This window comes from Acidovorax sp., from assembly GCF_022763525.1.
GTDB lineage: Bacteria > Pseudomonadota > Gammaproteobacteria > Burkholderiales > Burkholderiaceae_C > Acidovorax.
In genome coordinates this window covers 1-4,972 of the sequence record NZ_JALEGG010000030.1, presented here as the reverse complement: position 1 = coordinate 4,972, position 4,972 = coordinate 1, and the positions used below count along the sequence as shown (strand labels likewise).

3 protein-coding genes and 1 pseudogene are annotated in these 4,972 nt (G+C 62.3%); all 4 read right to left on the bottom strand.

The features are described 5' to 3' along the window. Positions 1-384 (bottom strand): annotated as a pseudogene (locus tag MRY84_RS02420) (branched-chain amino acid ABC transporter permease); the annotation flags it as partial. Positions 385-388: 4 nt separating this feature from the next. After that, positions 389-1,342 carry a branched-chain amino acid ABC transporter permease gene (locus MRY84_RS02415; protein ID WP_291504169.1) on the bottom strand — a complete coding sequence of 318 codons (954 nt, stop codon included), beginning with the start codon at positions 1,340-1,342 and terminating at the stop codon, positions 389-391. Positions 1,343-1,411: 69 nt separating this feature from the next. Continuing rightward, positions 1,412-2,644, bottom strand: a complete 1,233-nt coding sequence (locus MRY84_RS02410) for a branched-chain amino acid ABC transporter substrate-binding protein (RefSeq protein ID WP_291504168.1) — start codon at positions 2,642-2,644, stop codon at positions 1,412-1,414. Between the two features lie 255 nt (positions 2,645-2,899). After that, positions 2,900-4,543 carry a 3-(methylthio)propionyl-CoA ligase gene (locus tag MRY84_RS02405; protein ID WP_291504167.1) on the bottom strand — a complete coding sequence of 548 codons (1,644 nt, stop codon included), beginning with the start codon at positions 4,541-4,543 and terminating at the stop codon, positions 2,900-2,902. Positions 4,544-4,972 lie beyond the last annotated feature (429 nt).

Below are 4,972 nucleotides of genomic sequence, written 5' to 3'. Positions count from 1 at the left end.
GGTGGTAACAAAGCCCAGCAGAATCGCAAAGAACGCACCTGCGAGGCCACCCACCAACGGTATGAACACCAGTGGGATTTGCACCGTGCCCTTGGTCGCCATGTTCATGGCATGGATCGCGATGAACGAACCCAGGCCGGTGTAGACCGCGTGGCCAAAGCTCAGCATGCCGCCCTGCCCCAGCAGCATGTTGTACGACAGACAGATGATGATCAGGTAGCCGATCTGCGACAGCATGGTCAGCGCCAGGCTGCTGCGAAACAGCATGGGCGCCACGATCAGCAGGGCCGCGAACAGCGACCAGACGATGATGCGCCCGACATTCCAGGGTTTGAAACGGTAGTGCGACGTGGCACTGGAAGCGGTGTTGGTAGTTGCATTCATGGTGTCAGTCCTCCCGCGTACCCAGCAGGCCCTTGGGGCGGAAGATCAGGATCAGCACGAGGAACAGGTACGGAAGGATGGGCGCGACCTGGGAGATCGTGAGCTTGAGCAGGGGGTAGCCAAAGGTCTGGTCTGTCACAGCCACGCCCACGGCCTTGAACACATGTATCAGCGAGTAATCCAGCGCCACGGCAAAGGTCTGCACCAGACCGATCAGCAACGATGCCAGGAAAGCCCCCGCGAGCGAACCCATGCCCCCCACCACCACGACCACGAAGATGATGGAGCCGACAGAGGCCGCCATGGCCGGCTCAGTGACATAGGTGTTGCCGCCAATCACGCCCGCCAGGCCCGCCAGCGCAGCGCCGCCACCGAACACCAGCATGAACACGCGCGGCACGTTGTGGCCCAGCGCCTCCACCATTTCGGGGTACTTGAGGGCGGCCTGAATCACGAGCCCGATGCGGGTGCGCGTGAGCAGCAGCCACACCGACACCAGCATCAAGAGCGCCACCAGCATCACGAATGAACGCGACTTGGGGAACTGCGTGCCGTACAGGGAGAACAGGGGCCCCTGCAGCTGCTCGGGCAGGCCGTAGGGCACCGTGGAGCGGCCCCACACGAGCTGCACCACTTCCAGGATGAGGTACGAGAGCCCGAACGTCACCAGCAACTCCGGCACGTGGCCAAACTTGTGCACGCGGCGCAGGCAGTAGCGCTCAAACGCGGCACCCAGCACGAACACCACCAGCGGCGCAATCACCAGCGCCGGCCAGAAGCCCACCACCCCGGAGATGGTGAAGGCGAAATAGGCGCCCAGCATGTAGAAGCTGGTGTGAGCAAAGTTGAGCACGCCCATCATGCTGAAGATGAGCGTGAGGCCCGAACTGAGCATGAACAGCAGGAGCCCGTAGCTCACGCCATTCAGCAGCGAGATCACGAAAAACTCAGGATTCATTGGAATTCTTCACTGCAGGGGTAAAAAAAAGGCCCGAGTGGTCGGGCCTCGAAGCGGTCACGCTAGAACTTACGGACGCTTCATCTGGCACGACGTGGGCGTGCTGGCGACATAGGGCTCGTAGTACTTCACAGGCACGAAGGTGTGCCCGGTGTTCTCGGAGTCGAGCGGGTACTTGCCGCCCGCCTTCTCCCACTTGGAGATGAAGAGACCTTGCTGCAGCTGGTGGTCGGCCTTGCGCATCTCGACCTCGCCGTTGAAGCTCTTGAACTTCATGCCTTCGAACACAGCCGCCACCTTGACGGGGTCAGTGGACTTGGCCTTGGTAAAACCTTCAGAGAGCATCGTGAAGGCGTGGTACACGGCGCCGGTGTACATGTCGTCGTTGAACTTCTTCTTGTAGTCCACCACGATCTGGTTCAGCGGCCCAGGCAGGTTCATGTGTGCATAGGCGACCATGTAGACACGCCCTGCCGCAGCAGCGCCCATGGCGGTGGGGCTGCCTGTGACGGAGCCGTAGTAGGTGTAGAAGTTGACGTTGTTCAAGCCCGCATCGTTGGCGGCCTTGATCAGCAGCGCCAGGTCGGAGCCCCAGTTGCCCGTGATCACGCTGTCAGCACCCGACTGCTTGATCTTGGCAATGTAGGGCGAGAAGTCACGCACCTGCGCCAGCGGATGCAGGTCGTCCCCGACGAACTGCACGTCAGGGCGCTTGCGCTGCATCATTTCCTTCGCAAACTTGGAGACCTGGTGGCCGTGCGAGTAGTTCTGGTTGATCAGGTAGACCTTCTTGACCTCGGGCATGTCCTTCATGTACGTGGTCAGGGCTTCCATCTTCATGGACGTGTCGGCATCCAGGCGGAAGTGCCAATAGCTGCACTTGCTGTTGGTGAGATCCGGGTCCACGGCCGCGTAGTTCAGGAACAGCACTTCCTTGCCGGGGTTGCGGGCGTTGTGCTTTTCCAGCGCGTCCATGATGGCGAGGGCCGGGCCCGAGCCGTTGCCCTGCACCACATAGCGCGCGCCCTGGTCCATGGCGGAGCGCAGGGCGCTGGTCGTTTCTTGTGGGCTGAGCTTGTTGTCGATGCCGATGATCTCGAACTTGACCCCTGCCGCGTTCTTCTTGTTGAACTCTTCGGCGATGAACTGGAAGCTCTTGAGCTGGTTGGTCCCCACAGCTGCCATCAGGCCCGAAAGCGGGTCGAGCCACGCAATCTTCACGGTCTCGCCCTTTTGAGCGAACGCGCCGCCAGCGCTTGCCAGTATTACCGATGCAGCTACAGCCTTGATAGCAAATTTCATGGTTTTGTCTCCTTGTGAATCGATATGAACGCAGCGTACCGCGTTGCAACAAAGCACTTCTCAGGGATTGCCCCTACCAGCGTCGCACACGTGACTGGATGAGGTGGCCCCCCCTGTGGCGCTGCGCGCCTTCCCCCTCTCCTTCGGGAGGGGGCGCACCCAGTGGACTGGCAAAGCCAGGTCCGCGGGTGCACTGGTCTTGGGCTGCGCCGGTTTCGTAGGTCGTGACGAAATCAGCACGGCCGCTTCACGCTTTCAAAGGCCCGGCAGCTTGTAGTCCTTGAGCTGTTCGCGCAGCTTGGTCTTGAGCATCTTGCCGGTGGCGCCCAGCGGGATGGCCTCGACGAAGACCACGTCATCGGGGATCTGCCACTTGGCGGTCTTGCCCTCGTAGAAGGCCAGCAGTTCTTCGCGCGTAACCTCGGCGCCGGGGCGCTTGACGACGGCCACGATGGGGCGTTCGTCCCACTTGGGGTGCGGCATGCCCACGCAGGCGGCCATGGCGATGGCAGGATGCGCCATCGCGATGTTCTCGATGTCGATGGAGCTGATCCACTCGCCGCCGGACTTGATCACATCCTTGCTGCGGTCGGTGATCTGCATGAAGCCATCGGCGTCGATGGTGGCCACGTCGCCTGTGGGGAACCAGCCGCGTCCCTGGGCGTCAGGGATGAGCGGATCTCCGCCTTCGCCCTTGAAGTAGCTGGCCACGATCCAGGGCCCCTTGACGAGCAGGTCGCCGTAGGTCTTGCCGTCCCAGGGCAGCTCATTGCCGTCTCCGCCCACGATCTTCATGTCCACGCCATAGATCGCGCGGCCCTGCTTCTGGAGCACCTTCATCTGCTCGTCCTTGGGCAGCGCCAGGTGCTTGTTCTTCAAGGTGCACAGCGTGCCCAGCGGGCTCATCTCGGTCATGCCCCACGCATGCAGCACTTCGACGCCATAGTCTTCCTTGAACGCATGGATCATGGCGGGCGGGCAGGCCGAGCCACCAATGACCGTGCGGCGCAACGTGGAGAACTTCAGCCCTGCAGGCTTCATGTGGCCGAGCATCATCTGCCACACGGTCGGCACGCCAGCGGCATAACTCACCTTCTCCGCTTCGATGAGCTCGTAGATGGACTTGCCGTCCATGGCCGGGCCGGGGAACACCAGCTTGCAGCCCGTGAGCGCGGCCGAGTACGGGATACCCCAGGCGTTGACGTGGAACATGGGCACCACGGGCAGCACCGAGTCGCGGGCCGACAGGCACATCACGTCGGGCAGCGCTGCGGCGTATGCGTGCAGCGTGGTGGAGCGGTGGCTGTACAGCGCGGCCTTGGGGTTGCCCGTGGTGCCACTGGTGTAGCACATGCTGGATGCCGAGTTTTCATCGAACTCGGGCCAGGCGTAGTCGGGCGCATGGGCGCCGATCCAGGCTTCGTAACTGGTGAGGCCCGGAATACCCGAATCCACAGGCAGTTTGTCCGCATCGCACAAGGCCACCCATTTCTTCACCGTCGGGCACCTGGCATGCACGGCTTGCACCAGCGGGAGAAAGGTCAGGTCAAAACAAAGTACCTGGTCCTCGGCGTGGTTCATGATCCAAGCGATCTGGTCGGGATGCAGGCGCGGGTTGACGGTGTGCAGCACGCGGCCTGAACCGGAAACGCCGAAGTACATCTCCATGTGCCGGTACCCGTTCCAGGCCAGCGTGGCGACACGGTCGCTGAACTGCAGCTTCAGTGCATCCAGCGCATTGGCCAATTGGCGTGCACGGGCAGCCAAGTCGCGGTAGGTGTAGCGATGGATGTCGCCCTCGACGCGCCGCGACACGATCTCGGCGTCGCCATGGTGGCGTTCGGCGAACTCGATCAGTGACGAAATCAAGAGCGGTTGGCTCTGCATCAGGCCCAGCATGGGTGCTCCTTGGATGTAGTGGTAAATGGAAAGATCATCGTAGCGCGGCGCGGGCCGCCAGGGTGTCACGCCGGTAGCGAGAGACGGGAGCCCAGGGCACGCGCTGCGCCATCGCCGCGGCAGTGTGCGCCGCATGCGCGCGCTTGCCAACACCTGTCGTCCAGTTGACAAACGCACAGGGATTACCCTGCATGGCCTGTAAGAACGTGTTTACGATCTTTTCAGGACCGCGCAAGCGCCTTGCCGGGATGGGGTGCAAGGCGCGGTGCGCAGCCAATAGCTCGGCTATTGGCAAACGCCGCAACGCCGCAGACCGCCCGGCAAGGCACTTGCCCGAAGGGTTGGAGTGAAATCGGGCGATTGGACGCCCCGGCTGCTTGCATGGGCACGAGCCCATGCGGCGCATCCGAAGCATCCACTCATCCCGAT

What these genes read in the sequence shown, in the direction of transcription:
- MRY84_RS02405 (WP_291504167.1), bottom strand. Translation starts at nt 4,543, where the DNA reads ATGCTGGGCCTGATGCAGAGCCAACCGCTCTTGATTTCGTCACTGATC.
- MRY84_RS02410 (WP_291504168.1), bottom strand. Translation starts at nt 2,644, where the DNA reads ATGAAATTTGCTATCAAGGCTGTAGCTGCATCGGTAATACTGGCAAGC.
- MRY84_RS02415 (WP_291504169.1), bottom strand. Translation starts at nt 1,342, where the DNA reads ATGAATCCTGAGTTTTTCGTGATCTCGCTGCTGAATGGCGTGAGCTAC.